26 protein-coding genes, 1 pseudogene and 1 riboswitch are annotated in these 22727 nt (G+C 44.8%); of the genes and pseudogenes, 23 read left to right on the top strand and 4 right to left on the bottom strand.

Going from position 1 to position 22727, the window contains the following annotated elements:
* Nucleotides 1-26 precede the first annotated feature (26 nt).
* Entirely contained in the window at nucleotides 27-623 is a 597-nt protein-coding gene (locus ACGF49_RS13980; RefSeq protein ID WP_113041970.1) for a molecular chaperone, read from the bottom strand.
* A gap of 469 nt (nucleotides 624-1092) precedes the next feature.
* Nucleotides 1093-1280: riboswitch (cobalamin riboswitch) on the top strand.
* Nucleotides 1281-1380: 100 nt separating this feature from the next.
* Here ACGF49_RS13980 and ACGF49_RS13975 point away from each other — a divergent pair.
* The 22 genes from ACGF49_RS13975 (at nucleotide 1381) to ACGF49_RS13870 (ending at nucleotide 19226) form a co-directional block, all read left to right on the top strand.
* Nucleotides 1381-2763, top strand: a complete 1383-nt coding sequence (locus tag ACGF49_RS13975) for a cobyrinate a,c-diamide synthase (protein WP_113041969.1) — start codon at nucleotides 1381-1383, stop codon at nucleotides 2761-2763.
* On the top strand, nucleotides 2760-3719 hold the full coding sequence (gene cbiB / locus ACGF49_RS13970) for an adenosylcobinamide-phosphate synthase CbiB (protein ID WP_113041968.1): 960 nt from the start codon (nucleotides 2760-2762) through the stop codon (nucleotides 3717-3719). Before ACGF49_RS13975 ends, cbiB begins: the two co-directional genes overlap by 4 nt.
* A gap of 14 nt (nucleotides 3720-3733) precedes the next feature.
* Nucleotides 3734-4366: a cobalt-precorrin-8 methylmutase gene (locus ACGF49_RS13965; RefSeq protein ID WP_113041967.1), complete on the top strand. Its 633-nt coding sequence runs from the start codon at nucleotides 3734-3736 to the stop codon at nucleotides 4364-4366.
* Nucleotides 4363-5499: a cobalt-precorrin-5B (C(1))-methyltransferase CbiD gene (cbiD, locus tag ACGF49_RS13960; protein WP_113041966.1), complete on the top strand. Its 1137-nt coding sequence runs from the start codon at nucleotides 4363-4365 to the stop codon at nucleotides 5497-5499. The genes ACGF49_RS13965 and cbiD overlap by 4 nt, the downstream gene beginning before the upstream one ends.
* On the top strand, nucleotides 5496-6098 hold the full coding sequence (locus tag ACGF49_RS13955; protein WP_262977544.1) for a cobalt-precorrin-7 (C(5))-methyltransferase: 603 nt from the start codon (nucleotides 5496-5498) through the stop codon (nucleotides 6096-6098). The genes cbiD and ACGF49_RS13955 overlap by 4 nt, the downstream gene beginning before the upstream one ends.
* The gene (locus ACGF49_RS13950) at nucleotides 6088-6657 is read left to right on the top strand and encodes a decarboxylating cobalt-precorrin-6B (C(15))-methyltransferase (RefSeq protein ID WP_113041964.1); all 570 of its coding nucleotides are present in this window, start codon (nucleotides 6088-6090) and stop codon (nucleotides 6655-6657) included. Before ACGF49_RS13955 ends, ACGF49_RS13950 begins: the two co-directional genes overlap by 11 nt.
* The gene (locus tag ACGF49_RS13945; protein WP_165577944.1) at nucleotides 6650-7423 is read left to right on the top strand and encodes a cobalt-precorrin-4 methyltransferase; all 774 of its coding nucleotides are present in this window, start codon (nucleotides 6650-6652) and stop codon (nucleotides 7421-7423) included. The genes ACGF49_RS13950 and ACGF49_RS13945 overlap by 8 nt, the downstream gene beginning before the upstream one ends.
* Nucleotides 7404-8465, top strand: a complete 1062-nt coding sequence (cbiG, locus tag ACGF49_RS13940) for a cobalt-precorrin 5A hydrolase (RefSeq protein ID WP_011147211.1) — start codon at nucleotides 7404-7406, stop codon at nucleotides 8463-8465. Before ACGF49_RS13945 ends, cbiG begins: the two co-directional genes overlap by 20 nt.
* Complete coding sequence (locus ACGF49_RS13935) at nucleotides 8459-9184, top strand: precorrin-3B C(17)-methyltransferase (RefSeq protein ID WP_113041961.1); 726 nt, start codon at nucleotides 8459-8461, stop codon at nucleotides 9182-9184. Before cbiG ends, ACGF49_RS13935 begins: the two co-directional genes overlap by 7 nt.
* A complete protein-coding gene (locus ACGF49_RS13930) occupies nucleotides 9181-9966 on the top strand; it encodes a cobalt-precorrin-6A reductase (RefSeq protein ID WP_113041960.1) in 786 nt (261 codons plus the stop codon). The genes ACGF49_RS13935 and ACGF49_RS13930 overlap by 4 nt, the downstream gene beginning before the upstream one ends.
* Nucleotides 9967-9979: 13 nt before the next feature.
* Complete coding sequence (locus tag ACGF49_RS13925) at nucleotides 9980-10774, top strand: sirohydrochlorin cobaltochelatase (protein WP_113041959.1); 795 nt, start codon at nucleotides 9980-9982, stop codon at nucleotides 10772-10774.
* Nucleotides 10774-11487, top strand: a complete 714-nt coding sequence (locus ACGF49_RS13920; RefSeq protein WP_113041958.1) for a cobalt-factor II C(20)-methyltransferase — start codon at nucleotides 10774-10776, stop codon at nucleotides 11485-11487. The genes ACGF49_RS13925 and ACGF49_RS13920 overlap by 1 nt, the downstream gene beginning before the upstream one ends.
* Nucleotides 11488-11590: 103 nt before the next feature.
* The gene (locus tag ACGF49_RS13915) at nucleotides 11591-13129 is read left to right on the top strand and encodes a cobyric acid synthase (protein ID WP_113041987.1); all 1539 of its coding nucleotides are present in this window, start codon (nucleotides 11591-11593) and stop codon (nucleotides 13127-13129) included.
* Complete coding sequence (gene cobU, locus ACGF49_RS13910; RefSeq protein WP_113041957.1) at nucleotides 13126-13671, top strand: bifunctional adenosylcobinamide kinase/adenosylcobinamide-phosphate guanylyltransferase; 546 nt, start codon at nucleotides 13126-13128, stop codon at nucleotides 13669-13671. The genes ACGF49_RS13915 and cobU overlap by 4 nt, the downstream gene beginning before the upstream one ends.
* Entirely contained in the window at nucleotides 13668-14414 is a 747-nt protein-coding gene (gene cobS, locus ACGF49_RS13905) for an adenosylcobinamide-GDP ribazoletransferase (RefSeq protein ID WP_387491477.1), read from the top strand. Before cobU ends, cobS begins: the two co-directional genes overlap by 4 nt.
* Nucleotides 14411-14686 (top strand): hypothetical protein, encoded by a 276-nt coding sequence (locus ACGF49_RS13900; RefSeq protein WP_228901306.1) that lies wholly within the window; start codon nucleotides 14411-14413, stop codon nucleotides 14684-14686. The genes cobS and ACGF49_RS13900 overlap by 4 nt, the downstream gene beginning before the upstream one ends.
* Nucleotides 14687-15086: 400 nt before the next feature.
* Nucleotides 15087-15707: an adenosylcobalamin/alpha-ribazole phosphatase gene (locus ACGF49_RS13895; RefSeq protein WP_387491473.1), complete on the top strand. Its 621-nt coding sequence runs from the start codon at nucleotides 15087-15089 to the stop codon at nucleotides 15705-15707.
* 4 nt (nucleotides 15708-15711) lie between these two features.
* Nucleotides 15712-16761: a nicotinate-nucleotide--dimethylbenzimidazole phosphoribosyltransferase gene (gene cobT, locus ACGF49_RS13890; RefSeq protein WP_228901302.1), complete on the top strand. Its 1050-nt coding sequence runs from the start codon at nucleotides 15712-15714 to the stop codon at nucleotides 16759-16761.
* A 352-nt stretch (nucleotides 16762-17113) separates the two neighbouring features.
* The gene (locus ACGF49_RS13885; RefSeq protein WP_113041953.1) at nucleotides 17114-17428 is read left to right on the top strand and encodes a hypothetical protein; all 315 of its coding nucleotides are present in this window, start codon (nucleotides 17114-17116) and stop codon (nucleotides 17426-17428) included.
* Between the two features lie 400 nt (nucleotides 17429-17828).
* A complete protein-coding gene (locus ACGF49_RS13880; protein WP_158536534.1) occupies nucleotides 17829-18002 on the top strand; it encodes a hypothetical protein in 174 nt (57 codons plus the stop codon).
* On the top strand, nucleotides 17972-18433 hold the full coding sequence (locus ACGF49_RS13875; protein ID WP_113041952.1) for an Hcp family type VI secretion system effector: 462 nt from the start codon (nucleotides 17972-17974) through the stop codon (nucleotides 18431-18433). The genes ACGF49_RS13880 and ACGF49_RS13875 overlap by 31 nt, the downstream gene beginning before the upstream one ends.
* 7 nt (nucleotides 18434-18440) lie before the next feature.
* The gene (locus ACGF49_RS13870) at nucleotides 18441-19226 is read left to right on the top strand and encodes a DUF4225 domain-containing protein (RefSeq protein WP_113041951.1); all 786 of its coding nucleotides are present in this window, start codon (nucleotides 18441-18443) and stop codon (nucleotides 19224-19226) included.
* On the opposite strand, the gene ACGF49_RS13865 is transcribed toward ACGF49_RS13870, so the two are convergent.
* Nucleotides 19214-19618, bottom strand: a complete 405-nt coding sequence (locus ACGF49_RS13865) for a hypothetical protein (RefSeq protein ID WP_113041950.1) — start codon at nucleotides 19616-19618, stop codon at nucleotides 19214-19216. The two genes, ACGF49_RS13870 and ACGF49_RS13865, sit on opposite strands and share 13 nt — an antisense overlap.
* A 1201-nt stretch (nucleotides 19619-20819) precedes the next feature.
* Nucleotides 20820-21176 (bottom strand): hypothetical protein, encoded by a 357-nt coding sequence (locus ACGF49_RS13860; protein ID WP_387491467.1) that lies wholly within the window; start codon nucleotides 21174-21176, stop codon nucleotides 20820-20822.
* Between the two features lie 689 nt (nucleotides 21177-21865).
* Between ACGF49_RS13860 and ACGF49_RS13855 the strand changes: the two genes are divergently transcribed.
* Nucleotides 21866-22516 carry a hypothetical protein gene (locus ACGF49_RS13855; protein ID WP_387491464.1) on the top strand — a complete coding sequence of 217 codons (651 nt, stop codon included), beginning with the start codon at nucleotides 21866-21868 and terminating at the stop codon, nucleotides 22514-22516.
* Between the two features lie 105 nt (nucleotides 22517-22621).
* Here the strand turns inward: ACGF49_RS13855 and ACGF49_RS13850 are convergent.
* Nucleotides 22622-22727, bottom strand: a pseudogene (locus ACGF49_RS13850) (IS5/IS1182 family transposase); the annotation flags it as partial.

The following is a 22727-nucleotide window of genomic DNA, read 5'->3' as shown; positions in this document are numbered from 1 at the left end:
GCATTTGTTGTGGAATAATAAAAGTGTTAGCAAAATAATTCTAGTCTTGCCGGAATGAGTTTTAATTCAGTTTGCAGTGTTTTTAAATAGTCAATAGCAATAGTGGCTAAAATGGGATAAAAATCATTTTCTAGTTTGGTTGTCTGCATCAATTCCAGATAACGGTAAGCCCAAGGTAGTAAGTGCTGTTCTAACAATGTACGTGCAGCAGGTTTATGCCCTTGTTCTAAAATATAAACTAAGGCCAGCAACATCAAACCGAATTGATCTTCGGGTTCCCGTTGTTTACTGGACATGACGATATTCTGTTTTGTCAGAAATTCCCGGTAAGCCAGCGTGCTTTCACCTGATAACGCGTTTTCTCTGTCCAGATAAACCGATCCCCAAGGTGGGGCTGGCATAACACCTTGCCCTTCGAACAAGATGGAGTAGTCATATTGTAGAGATTCGACTGAGAAGGTAGCGAGCTTTTTCGTCAGATTTTCTATTGTGCGGTTATTTGACCAGGGAAATAATTTATCAATATCGATAAGCAATGGAATTAGTGGGCGGACTTGTTCTGATTTCGGTGAGTAATAAAAACAGGCGCCAATAATGCGAGGTACAGCAGTATCTAATAACATGGAAAATTCTCATTATGATTTGGTTATACCAATGGTGTAAGCAGCATAAACACATCATAAGCTTATACGATATGAATAGATAGTTGATTATGATCAACGATTAATCTGTTGCGGTGTTGTTACTATCTTTATCACCAGATTGACGGCGATTTTTGTTATGAAACGCATAAGTTCATCACCGAAAATAATAAAATTAGCCGCTTTATTGGTATGGGAAATATATATTTGATCTACATTTTAATTCAATGCATTTAATAAGGTTATTATGGTGAAAATGAATATATATCATTAGTTATCTAATAATTTAATAATTTTAAAAGTAGACCACGTTAAAAATAAATAAACCCTATATACCCTATGGATTTCAAGATGCATCGCGACGGCAAGGGAGTGAATCCTCGGGAGCATAGATAACTATGTGACCGGGGTGAGCGAGTGCAGCCAACAAAGAGGCAACTTGAAAGATGACGGGTATAAACCGCCGTTAGGTTAATACCGCACCTTAATGGTGTGGTTGGGAAGGAGGTGAAAATCCTCCGCAGCCCCCGCTGCTGTGATGCTGACAACTCCGCTGATGCCACTGGTCGGAAAGACTGGGAAGGTTGCGGGGAAGGGTGACGCTAAGCCAGAAGACCGACCTGACAGGCACGAGACATTAACTCCTTCGGTGGGAAGCGAGTTGTCATCCAAGTGGTGTGCGCAGTGTTGGCACGTCTTATGGGCGCTCCTTTTCCGATCGACATATCGGGAATGTTCTATGCAATGGTCAGGTAGGAAGGCATTTGTTATCGCGGGTACGGGTAGTGGCTGTGGTAAGACTACGGTTACCCTTGGCATTTTGCGGGCATTGATGTTGAGAGGGTTGACTGTCCAGCCGTTTAAAGTGGGGCCGGATTATCTGGACAGCGGCTGGCACAGCTCTGTGTGTGGCGTAGCATCTCGTAATCTTGATGCATTTATGCTGCCAACAGCGACGCTTAATGGTCTTTATAATCAGCATATGCGTCATGCTGATGTCGCGGTCATTGAAGGTGTGATGGGGTTGTATGATGGTTATGGTACCAACCCAAACTATTGCAGTAGCGCTGCAATGGCTAAGCAGTTGGGATGCCCGGTGATTTTGTTGGTGGACGGTAAGGCAGTATCGACTTCTGTTGCCGCAACTGTTCTGGGTTTTTGCCGTTTTGATCCCTCTTTAACGATTGCGGGTGTCATTGTTAACCGCGTCAATTCTGAAAATCATTTCGAACTTATTCGTCATGCGATTGAACATTATTGTGGTGTGCCGGTGCTAGGACGTTTGCCCGTGATGAAGGATGTGTCGTTACCGTCTCGTCATCTTGGCCTGATTCCTGCCCAAGAGCAGGCTGACAATGATGCTCGCTGGCAGCGGCTGGCCCAGCAGGTAGAGGCGCATATCCATCTTGATCGTCTGTTGGCGCTTTGTGACTGTCCTACTTTACCCGAGGGTGAGGCACCATCATTGCCTGATCCCGCATTGGCTGATGGCTTGACGTTAGCGCTGGCAGATGATGAAGCCTTTAATTTTTATTACCCCGATAATCTGGAGATGTTGGAACAGGTGGGGGTACGTATTCACCGTTTTAGTCCACTGCATGATCGCCGTTTACCCGATTGTCAGATGATTTATCTCGGTGGGGGCTACCCGGAAATCTATGCCGCTAAGTTGGCCGCCAATAGTGCCATGCGGGAAGCTTTACAGGATGCGCATTGTCGTCAAGTTCCCATTTATGCTGAATGCGGTGGCCTGATGTACCTTGGTAAATCGTTGACCGATGGCGAGGGAGCGAGCCACCAGATGGCCGGTATTCTGCCGGGGGAAAGCCATATGGGTACGCGGTTGATGCGCTTTGGTTACTGTCAGGCACAGGCCCGTTTTGACACTTTGCTGGCCGCAGAAGGTGAGATTTTACGGGGCCACGAGTTTCATTATTCTGATTTTATCAGCTCAGTGCCTTCAGTTTTTGACTGTACTAAATGGCGTGACGGGATGGCAATACAGCAATGGGCCGGAGGCTATCAGGTACAGCAGACACTGGCTAGTTATCTTCATATCCATTTTGCTCAGCGCCCTAGTCTGCTTGATCGCTGGTTGAGGTCTGCAAGGAGGCTATTGTGACACTTGCTGCCTGGTTTGCTGCTTTCTTGCTCGATAGCTGGTTAGGTGATCCGCCGCATTGGCCTCATCCGGTGCGTTGGATTGGTAAGCTGATCTCTGTGGTACAGCGGGCGGTTCGGCGCTGTTGTCACAGTGAACGTGCATTGAAAGTTGGTGGAGCAGGGCTATGGATAGTGGTTGTGGGGCTGACTTGGTTGGTGAGTTGGGGGTGTCTGTGGCTGATGAACCTCATTCATCCTTGGGTCGGCTGGCTGGTTGAAGTGTGGATGATTTATACCCTGTTGGCTGGCCGTTGTCTGAGTGACGCCGCGCTAGAGGTACATGAGGTATTACAACAAGGCTCATTGGATGAGAGTCGTCAGCAATTGTCGCGGATTGTCGGGCGCGATACTTCCCAACTAGATGTACCGCAAATCACCCGCGCGGTGGTGGAGACGGTGGCGGAAAACAGCGTTGATGGGGTTATTGCTCCACTGTTTTTTCTAATGATTGGTGGTGCGCCATTGGCAATGGCTTATAAAGCGGTTAACACCCTTGACTCAATGGTGGGATACAAAACTCAGGAATACCGCGCGATTGGGTATGTTTCCGCTCGTATGGATGATTTAGCAAACTGGTTACCGGCGCGGTTGAGTTGGCTGTTGTTGAGTGCGTCTGCTTGCTTCATTCGACTTGATTTTCGTCAGGCACTACGTATTGGCTGGCGTGATCGCTATCAGCATAGCAGCCCTAACTGTGGCTGGCCGGAAGCGACGGTGGCGGGAGCGTTGGGTATCCGCCTTGGCGGCCCGAATTGTTATTTTGGTGAACGAGTAGATAAACCCTGGATGGGTGATGAACGCCGTAAAATCGCGCTGACGGATATCCCGCTCAGTATCCATTTGATGATGATAGCTTCGCAACTGGCCTTACTGTTGTTTGCGCTGTTGCGCTTACTGTTGGTCGGCATGGCTTAAAAAAGGGCAACAATATGAACTACCTCCAGAAACCTCAGCAAATTGAACAGAATAGCTTCGCAATCATTGGCGATATTATTGCTAGTGAGCGGCCCGATTACCGTTTTGTTGATGAAATGCAAGAAGCAGTGATTAAACGGGTGATCCACACCACCGCAGATTTTGACTGGTTGGATATTTTATGGTTCTCGCCGGGTGTGCTGGCCCGCATTACAGAAGCATTGAGTCGGGGATGCACTTTGTATACCGATACGACGATGGCTCAGTCCGGTATCAACAAAGCACTGTTACATCAGATGGGGTGTGAATGCCGTTGCTATATCAGTGATCCGCGTGTGGTCGCGATGGCGAAAGCGCAGGGTATCACGCGTTCTATGGCTGCGGTAGATGTCGCACTGGCGGAAGAAGGGGACAAAATCTTCGTGTTCGGTAACGCTCCAACCGCCTTGTTCCGTTTGTTGGAAAGGAAGGCTTCACCATTGGCGGTGGTTGGGGTGCCTGTCGGTTTTGTCGGTGCGGCGGAATCGAAAGCCGCTTTGATGCAAAGTGAACTGCCTTATATCGCCGCCGCAGGCCGTAAAGGGGGAAGTAATATCGCGGCGGCGATTATCAATGCCATTCTGTACCGATTGCAGGAGGCACAATGAGTGACACCATGCAACTAGACAGCATCTGGCATAACGGTAAGCAGTATCGCAAAGGTTATACCACGGGTTCCTGTGCTACCGCTGCCGCCAAGGTTGCCGCATTAATGGTGCTGCGTCAGCAAGTTATCGATCACGTTTCTATTGTTACCCCTTCTGGTGTGACATTACGCCTTAATGTTGAACAGCCGCTGATTGAAGGGCAGCAGGCGACTGCTGCTATTCGTAAAGACGGTGGCGACGATGTGGATGCCACTCATGGCATGTTGATTTTTGCTCGTGTCACCTTGTGCGATCACGGTGAGATCCATCTGCGGGGCGGGGAAGGCGTGGGTACGGTTACCCGCAAAGGTGTGGGATTGCCAGTAGGCAGCTCGGCCATTAATCGTACACCGCGTCAGACTATTGAGGCAGCGGTACGGGAGGCTATCGGTCCTTTACGGGGCGCGGAGGTGGAAATTTTCGCGCCGGAAGGTGAAGAGCGGGCAAAGAAAACTTACAACGGGAGATTGGGGATACTGGGCGGCATTTCCATCATTGGCACCACTGGTATCGTCACGCCAATGTCGGAAGAGAGTTGGAAACGTTCGTTGGCGATAGAACTGGAAATGAAACGTTCGGCGGGTGCTGAAAAGGTCATTCTGGTGCCGGGCAATCATGGTGAACGTTTTGTGCGTGAACAATTGGGGCTTGATGGTCAGCTAGTAGTAACCATGAGTAACTTCGTGGGTTACATGTTGCAGGAAGCGGTGCGGCTTGGGTTCCGCCATATCATGTTGGTGGGACACCCCGGCAAGCTGGTGAAAGTGGCCGCAGGAATTTTCCATACCCACAGTCATATTGCTGATGGCCGCATGGAAACGTTAATTGCTTATCTGGCACTGATGGGGGCGTCGCAGGAAATGCTGTTAGAGGTGAGTCGTTGCGATACCACAGAAGCCGCAATGGAACTGATTGCAGAACACGGCTTGCAAGCGGTTTATGACCGTATTGCCGAACGCATTTGTGAACGAATGAGTGAAATGTTGCGTTTTGCGGTTAACCCGCCGCGCTGTGATGCCATCATGTTCTCCTTTGATAATCAAATACTTGGCACCAGTCGCCCATTAAATGACATTTTGGAGGCAATGCGATGATCACCGTAGTGGGAATTGGTCCCGGCGATACTGCGTATCTGATACCGCAGGCACAGCACTCTATCACTGAGGCGGAGGTATTGGTTGGTGGTAGACGCCATCTGGAGATATTTAGCGGCGTTACTCATGAAACCCGCGTAGTGGATGCTGATCTTGCTGGTTTGCTTGCTTGGCTACAGAACAACAGTACACGCCGGATTGTGGTATTAGCGTCTGGTGACCCGCTGTTATATGGCATTGGCAAATTATTGTCTGAATATTTTACCGCAGAGGATCTGCGCATCATTCCGGGTATCAGTTCAATTCAGTATCTGTGTGCCAAAGCTGCACTGGATATGAACGATATTTATCTGACCAGCAGTCACGGGCGTACCCCGGATTTTGGCTGGCTTCTGCAACACGACAAAGTAGGCATGGTAACTGATGGGCGCGTCGGCCCGCGGGCAATTGCGCAGGCCATTATTGAGCGTGGCCTGAACCGTACATTGATTATTGGTGAAAACCTCTCTTTGCCTAATGAGCGTATTCACCGTCTGCGGCCGGAAGCGGTGGCGACTGACTATGACATGAATGTGGTGGTGATCCTAAATGAGAGATGATGAATTTTTACGCGGACAGAAAGTGCCGATGACCAAAGAACCTGTACGTGCATTGGCGCTGGAGCGGCTGGAACTGAATGATGCTAGCCAATTGATTGATGTGGGGGCGGGTACGGGCAGTGTGGCATTAGAGGCGGCGTTACGCTTCCCGGCGCTGACCGTTACTGCCATTGAACGCAACCCGGCAGCACTGGTCTTGATTGAGGAGAATCGCCAACGACTAGGTTGTCATAATGTGGAGATTATTGCAGGAGAGGCTCCGTTAGCATCGGATGTGATGGCGGATGCCGTATTTATTGGTGGCAGTGGCGGGCAATTGACCGCTTTGATCGATTGGGCACTGGATCACATGTACCCCGGTGGCCGCTTGGTACTGACTTTCATTTTGTTGAATAACCTAAATGATGCACTGGAACATTTGCGGACCTGTCAGATCAGTAACTTGGAGTGTATACAGCTACAAGCATCTACTCTGGCGTCCCTGGGTACTGGTCACTATTTCAAACCGAATAATCCGACTTATCTAATTTCCTGTTACAAGGAGAAGATCGATGTCTGAATATTTTGATCCGCGAAAAGTGTGGTTTGTCGGGGCCGGACCGGGTGACAAAGAGCTAATCACCCTGAAAGGTTACCGTTTGCTGCAACAGGCGCAGGTGGTGATTTATGCCGGTTCACTGATTAATACCGAACTGTTGGATTATTGCCCGCCGGAGGCTGAGTGTCATGACAGCGCCGGCCTGACGTTGGAACAGATTGTTGCACTGATGGTTGATGGTGTACGTGCGGGTAAATTGGTGGTGCGGCTGCAAACCGGCGATCTCTCGTTGTACGGTTCCATACGCGAACAAGGCGAAGTTTTGACCGAAGCGGGTATCAGTTTTGTCTCGATACCGGGTGTCAGTGCTTTCCTTGGGGCGGCAGCGCAATTAGGGGTGGAGTACACCGTACCGGAAGTGGCGCAAAGCTTGATCATTACCCGGATTGAAGGGCGTACACCGGTGCCGCCACTCGAACAACTGGAATCCTTCGCTGCTCATCAAACGTCAATGGCGATTTATCTTTCTGTACAGAAAATGAGACATGTGGCTGCGCGTCTTCAAGCTGGTGGCTATCCGGCAACGACGCCGGTCGCGGTGATCTACAAAGCGACTTGGGATGAAAGCTTAACCGTGCGCGGTACTTTGGCGGATATCGCTGAAAAAGTACAGGCAGCGGGTATTCGTAAAACCGCTTTGATTCTGGTTGGTGCTTTTTTGGGAGAGGAGTACCACTATTCCAAGCTTTATGATGCGGGGTTTAGCCATGAATATCGCCGGGCATGAATCGATTGCGGTGTTCTGTCTGACGCCGGGAGGGGTCAGACTGGTACATCGATTGAAAACTCATCTTCCTCTGACCTGTTTTACCAGCGAAAAGTTACTGGAGCCGGGATTTACGCCTTTTAATGGCAGCTTTGGCGACACGTTGCGTGAGGCATTTAAACACTATTCGGCGTTGGTGGTGGTGGCGGCGCTGGGCATCACGGTACGCCTGCTTGCGCCACTTATAAATGACAAGATGCATGATCCCGCTGTGGTGGTGATTGATGAAGGGGGTCAGCATGTTATTAGCCTGTTATCCGGTCATGTGGGTGGCGCTAATGCATTGACTCACCATTTGGCGGCGTTATTGGGGGCTGATCCGGTGATCACAACCGCCACCGATGTTAATGGCATGGCGGCGCTGGACACCCTTGCCACGCAATTAGATGCCGATATGCAGGATTTTCGCCACGTGGTGAAGGTGATAAATCAAATGCTGGTCAGTGGTCAAAAAGTGGGGTTGTGGTGGGATGAACCACTGCTTAGTGAACGTGAGCAGTGTGATATCCGGGGTTTTGTCTCGGTAGCGTGTCTGGAAGAATTGCCAGAACTGGATGCGCTGGTGTGTATCACATTGCGAGATGCATTGCCGGAATTGCCTCTACCGGTTTACAAACTGGTGCCGAAGCGTGTGGTGGCCGGGATCGGTTGTCGCCGGGATACGCCATTGCAAACAGTGATTGAGCTATTGCAGCAGCAGATGGCGGAAAACCATTTCGATCTGATGGCGTTACGTGCCATCGGCAGTGTTGTGATTAAAAAGGATGAACCGGCGTTAAATCAGCTAGCACAACGTTGGCGTGTACCGTTTCAGTTGTTCAGTGTTAATGAATTAAGTCTTCATGAGCAACGTTTTCCTGCATCCGATTTTGTCCGCCAGACGGTGGGGGTTGGCAGTGTTTCGCAGCCTGTCGCTTGGTTGATGAGTGAAGGAAAATTGGTTGGTCGGACCTTGCGTCAGCAGGGCGTTACTATCACTTTGGGGGTATCACAATCATGTTAACAGTAATCGGTATTGGACCAGGCAATGAATCCATGATGACACAGGAGGCCATTGAGGCGATCCGCGAAGCTGAAATTATTGTCGGCTATAAAACCTACACCCATTTAGTTAAACATCTAACGATGGATAAAGAAGTGATTAAGACCGGTATGTGCAAGGAGATTGAGCGCTGCCAGAAGGCGATCGATTTGGCATTGTCCGGCCGTAAAGTCGCTTTGATCAGCAGCGGTGATGCGGGAATCTATGGCATGGCGGGTTTAGTGCTGGAATTGGTTTGCCAGCAACAATGTGAGCTTGAAGTTAAGTTGGTCGCCGGGATCACCGCCAGTATTGCCGCGGCGTCGTTGTTGGGCGCACCGTTGATGCACGATTTTTGTCATATCAGTTTAAGTGATCTGTTAACGCCGTGGCCGATGATTGAAAAACGTATTATTGCCGCCGCACAAGCCGATTTTGTTATTTGTTTTTATAACCCACGTAGCCGTGGCCGGGAAGGGCATCTTGCCAAAGCATTTGACCTTATGCGGCCGTGGAAAGCAGCACAGACGCCGGTTGGCGTAGTAAAAGCGGCGGGACGTAAAAAACAGGATAAATGGATCACTACTTTCGGCGAGATGGATTTCTCCCCGGTAGATATGACCAGTCTGGTAATCGTTGGCAATCAAACAACCTATTGCCGTGATGGATTGATGATCACGCCACGGGGGTATGAATTATGAGCCATCCGGCTATCCATGTTTTCGGTGGTACCAGCGATGCCCGGTTGCTCTGTCAGGCACTAGACGCAGCAGGAGCGCGTTATCGTCTCTCTGTTGCTACGGATGCAGGGAAACAACTGGCGGGTGATATTCAAGGAGAGGTGGTGGTGGGGCGAATGGATGCCGAGGCTATGGTGGATTACTTTGATCAGCATAAGGTACGTTGGGTGATTGATGCTTCTCATCCTTATGCAGATGCACTAAGCCAAAATGTGCTCACAGCTTGTCGTCGCTTGTCACTGCGGCTTACTCGTTATCAGCGTCCCAGTGAGATTGATTTACTGAGCCATCCACTGTTGCACAAAGTAAATAGTATCGAGGCGGCTTGCGACGTTGCCCGGACACTAGGGCAACGGATCTTGCTCACCACCGGCAGTAAGCAATTGGAGTTGTATCAGCGTTTACTACCGGGAAAAACGTTGTTGGTGCGGGTATTGCCGACCGCTGAGGTATTGATTCAGTGCGAAGCGTTAGGATTGGGGGTCGATCATATTATCGCGTTGCGTGGGCCATTTACGGCTGAATTCAATCATGCAGTGTATGAATTTTGTCACCCTGATGTGGTGATCACAAAAGAGTCTGGGGCCGAGGGGGGATATCAACAGAAAGTGGCCCCCTGTCTGGCACTCAATATTCCCTGTATTGTGGTGTGCCGTCCTACACAGACTTTACAGGGGGATGAAGGAGAGCAGATTAGTTCGCTGGATGAGTTTGTCCAACACCTAGCCAGTTGGCAGGAATAATGAGGGCAATAAAATGAAAAAAGCATTATTAATCATTAGCTTTGGTACCAGCTATCATCAAACCCGGCAAAAGAATATTGATGTCTGTGAACAACAATTGGCAGCAGCTTACCGTGATCGCGATCTATATCGTGCATTCACCTCAGAGATGATCATCCGTAAATTAAAAAAACGTGATGGTTTACAGGTGGATAACCCACGTCAGGCGTTGGAGCGTTTGGTCAATGAAGGGTATCAGGATGTGGCTATTCAATCCCTCCATGTCATCAACGGTGATGAATATGAAAAGATTGTCAGTGAAGTGCGTACCTTCAGTGATCATTTCCAACGATTAGTCGTAGGCACACCGCTGCTTAATAGCTTTGCCGATTATCAACAACTGCTTATTGCCCTGAAAAGTCAGATGCCGCCATTAGCTGAAGATGAACGCGTGGTATTTATGGGGCACGGCGCCAGTCATCATGCTTTTTCTGCCTATGCGTGTCTTGATCACCTGATGAGTTCCCATAATTTCCCGGCATTGGTTGGCGCGGTGGAGAGCTACCCGGAAATCGACAATATCATTATCCGCTTGCGGCGACAGGCGGTACGTAAAGTGCATTTAATGCCGCTAATGCTGGTGGCCGGTGATCATGCGATTAACGATATGGCATCGGACGAGCCGGATTCGTGGCGTTCTCAACTGGAATCTGTTGGGATCAAAACGCAATCTTGGTTACAGGGATTAGGTGAAAATCCATTAATTCGCCAAATGTTCGTTCAACACTTGACAGATGCATTACAGGCAGATCAGCGGGAGGTGGTGTGATGAATGGAAAACTTTATGCTATAGGCGTTGGTCCGGGAGCGAGTGACTTGGTGACCGTGCGTGCAGCGCGAATACTCGCTGGCCTTGATGTGCTTTATGCCCCTGCCGGGCGTAAAGGAGGAGATAGTCTGGCGCTCTCCATTGTGCGTGAGTACCTGCTACCCCACACGGAAATTCGCACCTGCCATTTTCCGATGAACAGTAATGGCGAAGAGAAACAGGCGGTATGGGATGAAGTCGCGCAACAGTTACAAGATGAAGTAGCACAAGGGCGGCAAGTGGGTTTTATCACGTTGGGTGATGCCATGTTGTTCAGTACTTGGGTCTTTTTGCTGGCGAGAATTGGTCGGCAAGAGTGGTTGGAAATTGTCCCTGGCATCACCTCTTTTGCTGCGATTGCCGCGCGTACCGTATTACCACTGGCGATGGAACAGCAATCAATGGCGATAATGTCTTGTACTGCGCCGGAAGCCGAGCTGGAGCAGGCACTGCAAACGCATGATTGCGTGGTGTTGATGAAAATTTATAACCGTTTTACCACCGTGAGTGCGTTGTTGGCGCGTCTGAATTTGTTTGAACATGCTTTATTGATGGCGGATGCGACATTACCAAGTGAACAGTGCTGGCGCCGTTTGGATCAGATAGACGCCGATCAAAAATTACCTTATTTCTCCACCATTCTAGTGAATAAACAGTGGCATACTGAGAAATAAGTGCCGGAAAGGCAGCTAAAGCTGCATGGCGAATGGAATCGCGGCTGTAAAAACTGAGGAGCAGCTTTTTGCTCTGCTACACCAATATAAAGGAGATAGCATGATGGGCTTGTCTTTAATGTTGCAGGGTACAGCATCCGATGTTGGGAAAAGTGTACTGGTTGCAGGATTGTGCCGTATCTTTGTTCAGGATGGTTATCGCTGTGCGCCGTTTAAATCACAGAATATGGCGTTGAATTCTGGTATCACTAGTAACGGTGAAGAGATGGGCAGGGCGCAGATTTTTCAGGCAGAGGCGGCGGGTATCGAACCTGATGTACGGATGAACCCGGTATTGCTTAAACCCACCAGCGAGCGTAAGGCGCAAGTGGTGTTAATGGGAAAAGTGGCCTGTAGCATGAATGCGGTGGAGTATCACCAGTACAAGCCCAGTTTACAGCAGCAAATTTGTGAAGTTTTTCACAGTCTGGCTCGTGAATATGACGTCATTGTGCTGGAAGGGGCTGGCAGTCCGGCGGAGATTAACCTGCGAGATCGAGATATTGTTAACATGGGAATGGCGGAGATGGTGGATGCCCCTGTGTTGTTGGTAGCGGATATCGATCGCGGCGGCGTATTTGCGGCCATTTATGGCACATTGGCACTGTTACGCCCGGAGGAGAAAGCGCGGGTAAAAGGGGTGATCATCAATAAATTCCGAGGTGATGTCAGCCTGCTCCTGCCGGGTATTAAACAGATTGAAGCTTTAACTGGAGTGCCTGTATTGGGTGTCATGCCTTGGTTGAATATTGATCTGGAAGATGAAGACGGCGTAGCGCTACAAACCGGCAAATATGATGGCGCAACAGAAAAAGCGCTGGATATTGCCGTGATTCGTTTGCCTCATATTGCTAATTTTACTGACTTTAACGCGCTGGCGGTGCAGCCGGATGTTCGCTTGCGCTATGTGACTCAACCATCCGCGTTACAGCCGTCGGATCTGATTATCTTGCCCGGTAGCAAAAACACATTGGGAGATTTGCAATGGCTGAGACAGAACGGGTTAGCGGATGCCTTGTTAACGGCACATCAGGCTGGTGTTCCTGTTATCGGTATCTGCGGTGGTTATCAAATGCTGGGGAAACGGATCATTGATGGTGTGGAATCGGGGATTGAACAGATGGATGGTCTTGGATTGCTGGATATGGAAACCCGATTTGCCCATGAAAAAGTGACAACCAGAATAAATGGTCATTGCTTGTTGGCATTGCCGGGCTTGTTGTCAGATTGCATTGAACAGCCTATTCGCGGTTATGAAATTCATATGGGCAGCTCGTTACTGGGAGCGGATGCCACCCCGTTTGCCTGTATTACCGAGCGTAACGGCCAATCTGGTGGTTGGTGTGATGGCGCGGTTAATCGAGAGGGCAATGTGATGGGCAGTTATATTCATGGCTTGTTTGATAGTGCTAATTTTACCCGTGCGCTGCTTAATACTTTGCGTTGGCGTAAAGGATTGGCGGCTTATCAAGGGGAAACATTGGATTATACTCACTACAAACAGACGCAGTTTGACCTTCTGGCGAAAGCCATGCGTGAACATCTGGATATAGAACGGATTTATCAGTGTATGAAAACTCATCGACAAGGTTCGGCTCCGTGATCTTAATCACTGGGGGGGCTAGAAGTGGTAAAAGTGCGCTGGCAGAGAGGCTGGTGGCACAAGCGAGTGAACAGGTATTGTATATTGCGACTGCCGTAGTGACAGACAGTGAAATGGCCGAACGTATACAACTGCACCGCGAAAATCGGCCGGCTCATTGGCGTACATGGGAAGGTTATCGCGATCTCGGTGCAGTTATCACGACACAAACCCGACCGGGAGAAGCGGTTATCTTGGAATGTATCACCACCTTAATTACCAACCTATTATTTGAGCAAGCTGGAGAGATACCACCTGAACAAATGGACTTTGCTGTATTAGAGGTGGGGATTCAGCAGCAAATTAGCGATCTGTTAGCGGCTTGTACTTGCATGACTTCCCCGATATATCTGGTTACTAATGAACTGGGAATGGGCATTGTGCCGGAGAACCGTCTGGCTCGCCATTTCCGCGACATTGCTGGAAGGGTTAACCAGCGGCTGGCGGCGGCTGCCAGTGAAGTATTTCTGATGATATCGGGGATTGAGGTAAAAGTTAAATGAGCCTGCGTCTGTTTCTTGCCACCTTACAATTTATGACTCGCATTCCGGTACCATCGCGCTGGACACAGGGATTAGAAATCGATCAGTACGTGCGTGGCATAGCGAGTTTCCCATTGGTTGGATTAATTGTCGGTGTGCTTGCAGCGGCGGTTTTTACCTTGCTGGCTCCTTGGAGTGGCACGCCCTTGGCGGCGCTGGGTTACGTATTAGCGCTGGCGTTGTTAACCGGGGCTCTTCATCTTGATGGTTTAGCGGATACCTGTGATGGCGTGTTTTCTGCCCGTAAGCGGGAAAGGATGCTAGAGATTATGCGTGATAGCCGTTTGGGAACAAATGGTGGGTTGGCATTGATCTTGCTTATTTTGGCGAAAGTGCTGGTGGTGAGTGAATTATCTCTGCGTGGTGCTCCTATGCTGATGGTTTTGACTGCCGCATCTGTTGCCGGCAGGAGTGCGATTATCTTATTAATGTACCGCCAGCGTTGTGCTCGTGAAGGGAGTGGCTTGGGGAATCTCTATATCGGTCGGGTTAACGGTTATCAGACACTGTTGACATTATTAGGTGGGGCAATATTGATTGCTCTACTGATGCGGTGGTCTGGCATGTTGGCGTTGGTGATCACATTGCTGGTTATTGGGTTGCTGGCACTGTATCTGCACCGCCGTTTAGGCGGTCAGACCGGTGATACCCTTGGCGCGTCAGTGGAAATCGGGGAGTTGGTGTTTTTACTGGCGCTATTGTGAGTAATTTCCTGGCAAAATACCCAACCCCTATTCTCGCTAAGTGCAGCCAACAAAGAGGCAACTTGAAAGATAACGGGTATAGTACTAAACGTAAAGGGGGTGATGATATGGATACTACCCGTAATGATGGCGGTGATGGCGGCAGTTTAGAGCCAAGAGTGGCGCGTCTTGAATCAGATGTCATGCAAATAAAGATAGAGTTAACCAAGCTAACAACTCGATCTGAAGAGTTTGCGACAAAAGGCGATCTACATAAAGAAATCAGTGCATAGACGAAGTGGTTAGCTGCAACCATAATTGGTACTGCTGGGTTAGCATTAGCTGTGGCTCGTTATTTGTTTGGGTGAAATTTCTGGTAGACATTTTGTGAGTGTATCCAAACTGGATAGCGGGCAAGTACCTTGCTGATGTTCGCCCGCAAGGGCAAGCATATTCGTAAGTGCTTCGGCACAAAGTCCGAAGCGCAACAGTATGAACGTTGGGTAATCGCTACCCAAAACGGTATTAAATCAATGATTCCCAATCTAGCAAAAAGGCTGGCGAGACATGTACTACGATACACATTCGCAAGTCATTTTATGATGAATGGGGGTAACATGCTAAAAAACGAGTCTTAATCTACGTGTTTCTGAATTAACTGCTCTAAAAAACATCTGAGGTAGAGTAACGATAATGCGACTATTTTTGGTTCGGCATGGTCAAACAGAAGCGAATCTGAGCGGTGTTTTCTGTGGGATGACGGATGTGGCGTTGACTGAAACGGGGATAAATCAGGCTCGGCAAGTTGCTCGCTATCTATCGGCAGTGACATTTTCGCAAGCGATAAGCAGCGCGTTACGGCGGGCGCGTCATACTGCGGAGATTATTCTGGCCGGTCATTCGCTGTCAGCTACCATTGATACTCAACTCAATGAGATGCATTTTGGCGCATGGGAAATGCGTCACCACCGCGATTTGCAGCATGAAGACGCTGAAGCTTGGGCTGCCTGGTTAGCGGATTGGCAACAGTCATCCCCGACCGAAGGTGAAACCTTTCCGACATTTGCGGCTCGGATAGAAAATGTGGTTCAGCAACTACTGATACAAGAAAGTCAGGGTAATCTGTTATTCGTCGCGCATCAGGGGGTATTGGGCTTGTTACTGGCGCGTCTGCTAGCTATGCCGCCTGCTGCTATGTGGCACTTTCATTTTGAACAGGGAACATACAGTGTAGTGGAAATCCAACATGGATTTACTACCTTGCGCACATTTAATCACCGGGCTGACTGGCAGTCGCCTGAGACGCGGGAATAACATCATGCAAACACTTTCATCGATCATTAATGCTATTGTGCCGCTGGATAACGTTGCGATGGCGCGTACCGCAACTCGATTGGATGGGCTGGTTAAACCAACAGGCAGTTTCGGACGTTTGGAACATTTGGCGATTCAACTTGCCGGAATGCGGGGATTATCGGACCATCATATTGATCGTAAGCAGATTATTGTGATGGTTGCTGATCATGGGGTTTATGACGAAGGCGTGACCATATCGCCTAAGTCAGCGACGGCTATTCATGCGCAGAACATGATGAAAGGGATCACCGGAGTTTGCGTGCTGGCGGTGAATGCGGGCGCGGATATTAAAGTTGTGGATGTGGGCATTGACAGTGATCCTGTGCCGGGATTAGTGAATATGAAGATGGGGCGTGGCAGTGGCAACATTGCTCATGGACCGGCGATGAGCCGCCAGCAAGCCGAAGATTTGTTATTGGCAAGCGCACGTTTAACGCTGGAACAGGTTACAAATGGCGTGAAACTGTTTGGTGTGGGCGAATTGGGTATGGCGAATACCACACCGGCGGCGGCGGTAGTCAGCGTTCTTACGAACAATGATCCACAACTGATCGTAGGCGTTGGGGCTAACTTCCCTAGAGAACGCTTGCATCACAAAGTGGCGGTTGTGCAACAGGCGATTGAAATCAATCGGCCTGATGCCAGAGATAGCATTGATGTATTGGCAAAGGTTGGTGGTTATGATTTGGTGGGTATGGCGGGCGTAATGCTTGGCGCCGCCTCTACCGGATTGCCGGTGATTTTGGATGGATTCCCTTCTTACGCGGCGGCGCTGGCCGCTTGTCGAATTGCTCCTGATGTGCGTCATTACCTAATTCCTTCGCATTTATCGGCAGAGAAAGGCTCAATTATTGCGTTGCAACACCTGCAACTAGCGCCTTACCTGCATTTGGACATGCGCTTAGGGGAAGGTAGCGGCGCTGCGTTGGCTATGCATTTGGTGGATGCGGCTTGTGCTGTGTATAACAATATGGGACTACTCGCTGAAAGTAATATTGTGTTGCCGCGTTAATTATCAGGATAATTTGATAACCCATATTGATTGCTAGCAAATATGAAACTCCTCCGTTCTGTTGAGTGAAATCTCGTATACGATGAATTCGTATATCGTATTTCCTTTACTTCACTGATAAATTTCAATATTTAACTGTTCATGGAAAGTGTTAAGTTAAATTTTACAGGTAAAATTACCTGATTATACCCTATAGATTTCAAGATACATCGCGACGGCAAGGGAGCGAATCCCCGGGAGCATAGCTAACGATGTGACCGGGGTGAGTGAGTGCAGCCAACAAAGAGGCAACTTGAAAGATGACGGGTATATATATGCCAACAAATAACAGCTATAATAAGGAAGAAATAAAATGTCATCGAAAATTATATATATAAACCCTAATCAATCTTTTGAAATCTTTAAGCACGGAAATATAATATTTCCCAATAGCTATCCTGAGGCAATTATAAAAAACAATGGCCCGGCACCCATTAGGGTGATAAATTACTGGGCTCCTCCGATTGGCGATTATAATCAATATAACTATATTGATGTTTACCCCGGTGAGACGAAAACGCTTCTCGCACCTGTTAACGCTGTTTATTTCTATAAAATTATAGTCACCAATCTTAGTCCTATTTACAACACGGAAATTGAAGTGACATCGCAGTTTTGGAATTGGTAGTTGAACTTTCATGGAGCATATTTTAAGAGTTTCACTATTTACCAAACTAAGCAGGAGGCAGGTTTTAACCTGCCATCCTCTATTTTACTTGATACTGAATTTCGCTCTTTTTGATTTTTTTATTCTTGAATAATAACTTTAAGTATTTCAGGTAAATATATCTCGTAATATTTTCTTGTCAATGACTTTCATCATACGTAGTTGTTTTGGATTTCAAGGTTGATTTAAGTAGAATATTTACAGTAGTTGAATTCTATTCCTAACACAAAATGGTTAACAAAATTTTTATTGCCATGAGATTTATCACATTCTTCGAAAATAGAATCAATACTTATATTATATTTCTTCTCAAGATAATATATATTCATGTTTTTGAATGTTGACTAATTGATGGTTTTCTATGGCGAATATAATCTATACCCTATGGATTTCAAGATGCATCGCGGCGGCAAGGGAGCGAATCCCCGGGAGCATAGATAACTATGAGACCGGGGTGAGTGAGTGCAGCCAACAAAGAGGCAACTTGAAAGATGACGGGTATATTTGGAAATTAAGGGTGATAAGCAAGGTTTGATATCACAAGGATGTTCAACGGTTGATTCTATTGGTAATACATGTCAGCTTGGTCATGAAGACCATATATTTGTTTATGAATTGACTTCCAATATAACCAGAGGTCAACATGTTAACCATCAGCCGGTTGAGATAAGAAAGCCAATAGATAAATCTTCTCCTCTGCTGGGGTTGGCTATAACGAATAAAGAATCGCTGCAATGTATTTTTTATTTTTACAGAACATCAACTAAAGGTGGTTTAGAGCTCTATTATAAAATAAAACTCACTGGCGCATATATCTGTGCATTGAATGGCTTTTATCCAAATTCATCTACGCATAATGAATGCCAGCCACAAGAGAGTTTATCTTTGATGTATAAATCAATAACGTGGGAACATATTATGTCCGGCACCAGTGCATATAGCATATGGGAAGACAACGTTTACTGAGGATTTTATGAAAGGGATATCTCATCTTTCTTATGATTTAAATAATTACGCTTCGTCATTGAAGCGTAAAGCACACTTGGCTGCCAGCTTTTTTATAGAAGATAGCCAATTGCGAATGTCATATTTAAAAGAAGTTGATGACTTTGTTAATATAAAAACACGTGAATTTAAAAATACATTTGATGTAAATGAAAAAAAGAGATTGGTTTATGAAGTAAAAGATGAATATGAAATAACGGAAAAAGAATATCAGGCTTTAAGGCGTAAGGATTATACCAAATATATTGTAACCGATATATTTGAAGATCAGGGCGTAGTTAAATACGCAAAAATAGGCGGTGGGGTTGTTGCTGGTATTGTTCAGTCAGTTGCTGGCTTTGCAGTTTTTAATTCAGGTAAGTTGCGAAGATCTAAAACGGTCCAGTCAATGGGGGCTGTTTTGTTCGCTCATGGACTTAATAATGCTTATGAATCTGTTACTCCAATTCTTTATGAAAATCAAGATATAGGTTGGGTCAGAGAAGGCTATCAATATATTTCTCATGTTTTGGGTTATGATGATGATATAGCTGATATTGCTTATAGTTCAGTTGATTTAGTGGCGAGTGCATATGGAACATATGGAATGTTTAAACTTAAACCGGGAGCAGGGAAATTGTTCAGATATATTAATTCGGATTTTTCCAGAAAATGGCGGTTAACACCAAATCCTATTTTAACCATTCAAATATCTGGTAGTATATATAAAGTCAAACTTTTGATAGATGATATAAATAAACTTCATGACGATTGAAATTTATTTTTTATTTTAAAACGAATATAAAAGGCTGCTAATTTTAACCCTGTGATGGGATTACAGCTAACGGAAAGGCTATAATAAATTGAGAATGAGATAAAAAAGAGTAAGTAAATAAATGACATTAATGGAATACTATATTCCTTTTCACTGAAAAACATACCTGATATTATAAATAAACAAACTGAGGTTAACATTATTAATGGTGCAGCAACTTCTTCAGCTATAAATAGTAGATAATGACAAAAACAATCTGTTTTTCTTTGATATTTATCATAAATGTGCGGGTCATCTTTATGCAGGACAAGAAAGCTTCTCTTTATCTTAAGTAATTCTTTTAAGGTGAATCCACTATTTAATATTAATTTTCTTAAGTCGGTTAGGTTCATTTTTTTTGGCTCTATTTATTTGATTGTATGGTTATTTTTATCATATTTAATTTATTGTTTCAACGATTTAATTTGTGTTTTATTTTAAAATGAATATAGAAAATTAACAATTTTGAGCCTGTGATTAAATTACAGCTAACGGAGAGGCTATAGTAAATAAAAGCAGAAATGGCAAAGAATAAGTAAATAAATGACATCAATGAAATGCTATATGTTTTTTCGCTGAAAAACATGCCTGTTATTATAAATAAACTGGGGTTAAATATAGTAATGGTATGGCGATTTCTTCAGCTATAAATAACAGATAATGACAAAAACAATCTGTTTTGCTTTGATATTTATCATAAATATCAGGGTCGTCTTTGTGTAGAATAATAAAGCTTCTCTTTATCTTAAGTAATTCTTTTAAGGTGAATCCACTATTTAATATTAGCTTTCTTAAGTCAATTAGGTTCATTTCTTTAAACTCATTTTTCTAACTCTATAAATTGCTTACCGTAAAATACTTATTCTTTATAACTGTTTGAAGTTTTCTTTTATTTTGAGACGAATATAGAAAATAACTAATTTTATGCATGTGAAAAAATTATAACGATAGCGGTGATAAAAAGATTTATAGCATATGCATATTATTGTTAAAATGATATAAATGATCGATATTAATGATAAATAGGATATTGAATTTTCGTCATAGAGGAAAATCTCCATTATTATGCAACCTACATACATGAGAGCAAAAAATAATACGGGATCGCCGGCATCTTCAGCAAGCACTATTATAACGTTGTAAATATTATCGCTTTTTGTATAATACTTTATTACATATTTTCTTTCGTCATCGTCAAGATTTTTAAAGGTCCTTTGCAGCATAAGAAGCTCTTTAAATGTGAATCCACTACTGAGGGTTAATTTTCTTAATTTCTCCAGATCCATTTATTTAACCTAATAATATTTATTCGATATAATGACTTATTATAACATAACTATTGTTTTGTGATGCTTAATAAATGCTTTATTTAGGCATGTTTTTCGAAGGTTAGTTGTTCTTGCAAATTTTCCAGCTTGTATTAACAGCCGGAACGATAAATTATCACCAAAAAATGAGTAAATTTTTAATAAAATGATAGGAAATTTTTTCCTCTATAGGATTAAAAATTATGTTTTTATGTTATATGGTTTGACTTTTGTTTTGATTTTTTAATTAAATATAGGGCTTGAAAATATATTTTATATATCCGGTTTTTATTTTAAAACGAATATAGCATGTTGCTAATTTTAATCCTGTTATGAAATTACAGTTAACGGAGTGGCTGAAATAGAATAAAGCTGATGTTGTTATTGATAAGTAAACAAAAAACATCAATGGAATTCCATATGCTTTTCCACTGAAAAACATTCCGGATATTATAAATAAGTTAATTAGTGTTGAATATATCAATGGTATAGCGACTTCTTCAGCTATAAATAGTAGATACTGACAAAAACAATCTGTTTTGCTTTTATACCTGTTATCTTTCAAGTTGCCTCTTTGTTGGCTGCACTCACTCACCCCGGTCACATAGTTATCTATGCTCCCGGGGATTCGCTCCCTTGCCGTCGCGATGCATCTTGAAATCTATTGGGTATATATTTATCATAAATATCAGGATCGTCTTTGTGTAGAATAATAAAGTTTCTCTTTATCTTAAGCAATTCTTTTAAGGTAAATCAGCTATTTAATATTAATTTTCTTAAGTCAATTAAATCCATTTTTTAAACTCGTTTTCTAACTATATGAATTTTTTACCGTAACATGCTTAATTTCTTATATACCCGTCATCTTTCAAGTTGCCTCTTTGTTGGCTGCGTTCACTCACCCCGGTCACATAGTTATCTATGCTCCCGGGGATTCGCTCCCTTGCCGTCGCGATCCATCTTGAAATCCATTGGGTATAATAAATGCTTTATTTAAATCTGTTTTTCGAAAGTTTGTTGTACTTAGTAGTATGGCGCTGCCGTCGTAATAGAAATGAGAGAAAAAAGTGTTATCATAATAAATAAAGCGGAAAAAACATTATCTGATTTCGGTTATTATTTATTACATGATGAATGACAAATTATATATAATGAATTCGTTGACTGTATTTTTTTCACTGTGCTGACAAATTTCAACATTTAACTGTTCGTGGGAAGTGTTAAGTTAAATTTTACAGGTAAAACTACCTATTATATATATTACTAAACAACAGAAATAATAAGGAAAAAATAATGTCATTGAAAAAAACTATCTCTATAGCTCCTCTTGGAACCGTTGAGATTTATAGTAATAGCGATATTGTAATGCCAAGTGTTGCCCCAACGGCAATTATAAAAAACAAGAGTATGGTACCAATTAGGGCTATCAATTACTGGGCTGGTTTGATTGGAGATTATCAGCAGTATAGTCATGTTGATGTTTATCCTGGCGAACTTAAAATATTCGTAGGACCAAAGAACCTTTTTTACCGCTATAAAATTGTAGTCTCCAATCTTAGCAATACCGAAAATGCAGAAATTGAATTTGTAATGGACCCTTTGTGGAACAAATATGGAATGCCATCAAAAAAGGTATATATGAACTCTAACGAGCCATTTGAATTTTATAGTAATGGTAATGCAATACTCCCCACTGATTTCGCTGACGCAATTATAAAAAACAATAGCGTGGCATATATTAGGGCTGTAAATTTTTGGGCTGGTCCACTTGGGAATTATAATATGTATAGCTATGTTGATATTTCCCCCGGTAAGACTGAAATACTTGCATCACCTCCTAATATTATTAATTACTATAAAATTGTATTCACCAACATAAGTAACTATGTTCAAAATGTAGAACTTGAAGTTATATCGCATTTATTGTTGGGCTATGATGAATAAATCAGGGGGCAGGTTCTGGCCTGCCATCCTATTTTTTATCTTTATATTGATGATTTTCTTAACGAGGTAAAAGGGGTATATACCCTTCCATCAACGACTAAGAGCCTATCCCAATAGGGTTTTGTTCCAAACTATAATCCCGCACGCAAAATGTAACATAGCTTCATAGTTTTCGACCTTCTTTTCCCATCGGATCAGTATCCGGCGAAAG

Source organism: Photorhabdus sp. RM96S, assembly GCF_042879335.1.
Classification (GTDB): domain Bacteria; phylum Pseudomonadota; class Gammaproteobacteria; order Enterobacterales; family Enterobacteriaceae; genus Photorhabdus; species Photorhabdus kayaii.
This window is presented reverse-complemented; position numbering and strand designations above follow the sequence as displayed.